This window comes from Legionella nagasakiensis, from assembly GCF_900639915.1.
In the GTDB taxonomy this organism is placed as follows: domain Bacteria; phylum Pseudomonadota; class Gammaproteobacteria; order Legionellales; family Legionellaceae; genus Legionella_A; species Legionella_A nagasakiensis.
The window spans coordinates 1-3,414 of sequence record NZ_CAAAID010000025.1; the positions used below are offsets into that span (position 1 = coordinate 1).

Sequence of the window (3,414 nt, forward strand, 5' to 3'; positions counted from 1 at the left end):
ATCACATAAAGCCATTTCTTCATTGGATGGATGTTCAAGAGTCAGCGGCTCACGTATTTTCTCGAAGACTGGTTGTAATTCATTGGCAATATTTTTTGCGATTTTGTCGATTCTTGGTTCATTAATAAAATATTCGATGGGCAGGCTAAGCGCAGGACAGCACAATTTATCATGAATTCGGTTTCTAAGTTCCAACGCCGTCAGGGAATCCATTCCCAGGGAGAACAGGTCGTGTTTTATGCCCACTTGTTCAACATGATCTACCCCCAAAACGTCTGCCGCAATCTCGCATAAGGCCTGGCTCAGCAAGGTGATGCGCTCTTTGTCAGTCTGTTGTTGCAACACCGCTAAAAAGCGCTTATCGGTAGGTGAGGTGGATTTGTCCTGATTCGACAATTCTATTTGGGCGGGCGTGTTTTTGAAATAAACCTCCCAATGAATCGGGCAAACCAACAGTTGCGGCAACCGACTGGGCAATAACACATCCAGCACGTCAATGCTGTCTGGACTCAACGGAATAAAACCGCGTCGTTGCAAAGACGCCACATGCTTTACGGCCATGCCCACGGTGTGAAAAACGCCCCAGTTAATCGCCATCGCCGGCAAGCCTTGCTGTTGCCTAAGATGCGCCAACCCGTCTAAAAAGCCATTGGCCGCGGCGTAGTTGGATTGTCNTCTGGAACCGAGAATGGAGGCGGACGAGGAAAACAGGACAAACCAATCCAGGTGAAGACGTTGGGTTAATTGATGCAGGATAAGTGCGCTTTCCATTTTCGCACGTAAGACTTCTTGAACCTCTTTATCCTTTAAATGGACAATCAGCTCATTGCGGATAAGGCCTGCCAGATGAAAGACACCTCTTAGGGGGTGAGCGCTTTGCTCAATCTCTTTAATGAGCGCTTCCATGCCCTGAGCGTCACTGGCATCGCAGGCATAATGGGTTATGTAAACCTGTTTTTTCCTGGCGTTCGCAATCAAGGCCTTGGTCTCCTCGGAGCATTCAGAGCGGCTGGTAATCATCAGATGTTTCGCGCCCCGGCGCATGAGATAGTCGATTAAGGGGATTGCCAAACCGCCCGTGCCGCCCGTAATGAGGTAACTTGCCTCTCTGTCAAAGAATGGTTCTGGCTGCTTAAGCGTTGCAGGCAACTCTTTTTTCTTAAGCCTTGGGACATAAATAGTGTCTCTCACCGCAAATTGGGTTTGAGTACTGGTCGTTGTGAAAACATACCGTAACGCCTCTTTTAAAGTGCTGTTTGCGCCTATATCAATCGTATAATTTTTATTGAATTCAAGCTCATTTCTAAAGCTTTTCCAAAAAGAGCTGGCCATGGTGTGGTAAGGATTGGCTTTGTCAATGCCCTGGTCGTTGATGGCATACGCGTTTTCTGTGACCAATATAAAACTGGCAGGGCGTCGTTGAAACATCCGTTGGCACCCATGAAATAGCGCATTGAATTGGTCTTGCTCATACAAAAATACGATGTGTTTATCCTCAACAGACTCTAATTGGTTTATATTTTCCAGACGCTGATAAGGAAGATTTCCTAATACTTTTTTAGCGCGATGCTCATCGTTTGCAATCACCCAGAGGGGAGGTATTTCTGTTGCGCTGGGCACGTTGGCATTCAGTGGATTCCACTGGATGTCATAAAGATGTTGCAAGACAAATTCATAGGAAATCAAGTGGCTTGGATGGGCCTTCTTTGAGCGCAGCGCCTCCATGTGATCAAACGTGTAGTTGGGTAAGGTGACTTTGGTAAATTCCTCGCCATCCGCTGTGTAGTAGGACATCCAATCGACGGACTTCCCTTGCAAATAATGCGTCACTAATAATTCAAGCTGGGCATCCTGTTGCAAAGCAAGGGTATGATTGTTCTGATGCGAGGCGGCAAATTCCCCGCTCTTTAACCGTTGACTGGCTTCAACCGCGTTCCTGGCGGATAAAGCCAGGCGGTAAGGATAATGATCTCGACCAGTAGCGGCGGTAAAGCATATGTCATTAAAATCATTGGAGGTTGTTTCTAAATACTGTTGATAACGTTTTGCCAGATTGTCCAGGGCGGTTTGGCTCTTGGCGGATAAAACCAGGACCCTCGTTTTGGAAAGTCGTGGCTTTTTTTGTATTGGCGGCGCAAGGAATTCCTGAAGAATGACATGGGCATTGGTGCCACTAAATCCAAACGCATTCACGCCGGCGCATTTAAGAGGCGTCTGTGTGTTCCAATCCATATTGTGTAAAGCAAGACGTGTATCGCCCAGGTTTATTTTTGGGTTTAAGCGCTGAAAATTTATATTTTTATACAGTCTCTTTTTTTGTAAGCTTAGGATGACTTTAATCACACCGGCAACACCGGCAGCGCTTTCAAGATGGCCGAGATTGGTTTTAACGGCCCCAAGATATAATGGATTATCTTCGCCACGCTGCTGTCCATAGACGTTGTTAATGGCATGAACTTCGATGGGGTCGCCAAGAGGGGTCCCTGTTCCGTGCGTCTCAATGTAACTGATATCGCGGCTTGATAAAGTCGTCTGACTCAACGCCTTTCTCATGACGTCTTCCTGGCTTTTACCGTTAGGAACGGTTAATCCTGCAGACTTCCCATCATTATTGACGGCCGAGGCTTTGATGACTGCTAAAATAGTGTCTTTATCGCGTCGGGCATCTGAGAGTCTTTTTAGTAATAACACACCGCACCCTTCCGAGCGCACATAACCATCCGCCTGTTCATCAAAGGTCTTGCATTGATTCTCCAACGATAAGGCTTTGGCTTTGCATAGATTGACAATGCTTTCCGGTCTGAATAACACGTTTACCCCACCAGTCAGCGCCAAATCGATTTCCCGATTTTTTAAGCTTTGACAGGCATAATGAATCGCAACTAATGAGGAAGAACACGCCGTATCAAGGCTTAACGAGGGCCCCTTGAAATCAAAAGTATAAGCAACTCGCCCGGGAATCATATTCAACGCTTTGCCCGTGACAGCAAACATGCCCATCTCGTCGTTGGATAACCCTGATTTTTCCAGTTGTGAATAATATTCATGAGAAGCGCCCACACCGGCAAAGACGCCGGTTAAGCTGCCATGCAACGATTGGACAGGGTAGTTTGCATTTTCCAACGCCTTATAACAATGTTCTAAAAAAAGGCGTTGTTGTGGGTCCAGCAAGAAGGCTTCACGTGGGCTTATTCCGAAAAAAGGAGCATCAAAACATTGGATGTTCTCGATGAATCCAAGTTTTTTGATGTAGGATTTTCCTGGCGTCTCCGGATTGGGATCATAATATTTTTCATTGTCCCAACGTTCGATTGGAATCTCCTGAATGCCGCTTAATCCTTCTTCGAGCAATGTTTCAAAGGCCGAAATATCAGGAGCATTCGGAAATGAGAAACTCATGCTGATAATTGCAAT

1 protein-coding gene and 1 pseudogene are annotated in these 3,414 nt (G+C 46.3%); both read right to left on the reverse strand.

Annotation, left to right across the window (positions count from 1 at the left end; genetic code table 11):
* The coding region (locus E1O52_RS13570; RefSeq protein ID WP_479724346.1) for a beta-ketoacyl reductase at nucleotides 1-1,428 on the reverse strand (1,428 nt) is incomplete at its 3' end.
* A 261-nt stretch (nucleotides 1,429-1,689) separates the two neighbouring features.
* A pseudogene (locus E1O52_RS13575) lies at nucleotides 1,690-3,414 on the reverse strand (type I polyketide synthase); the annotation flags it as partial.